At 43.1% G+C, this 404-nt stretch carries 1 protein-coding gene; it reads left to right on the plus strand.

Annotated features, from left to right (window positions below; genetic code table 11):
• Window positions 1-141: 141 nt before the first annotated feature.
• A partial coding sequence (locus I6F37_RS42890) for a hypothetical protein (RefSeq protein ID WP_225154813.1) occupies window positions 142-404 on the plus strand: 263 nt, incomplete at its 3' end.

Consider the following 404-nt stretch of genomic DNA (forward strand, 5'->3'; position numbering starts at 1 on the left):
CATGTGCATGATGGATTGGAAAATAATTTCTGAAGACTATACTCGCTAATGGAAAAGCAAAGCCGATGAAGCGCAATAAATTGCGAGATAAATCTGATTTGCTAGTATGCCCGCTTCCTCACTATCGGAGTTAACACAAGGATGAGATTAACGACGAAATTTTCGGCCTTTGTTACGCTGCTCACCGGGTTAACAATTTTTGTGACTTTGCTGGGCTGTTCGCTAAGTTTCTACAACGCAATTCAGTATAAGTTTAGTCATCGCGTTCAGGCGGTGGCGACGGCGATTGATACCCACCTTGTGTCGAATGACTTCAGCACATTAAGGCCACAAATTACCGAATTAATGATGTCGGCAGATATCGTTCGTGTAGACCTGCTCCATGGTGATAAACAGGTTTATAC

The sequence above is a fragment of the Bradyrhizobium sp. NBAIM08 genome (assembly GCF_020193935.1).
Classification (GTDB): domain Bacteria; phylum Pseudomonadota; class Alphaproteobacteria; order Rhizobiales; family Xanthobacteraceae; genus Bradyrhizobium; species Bradyrhizobium yuanmingense.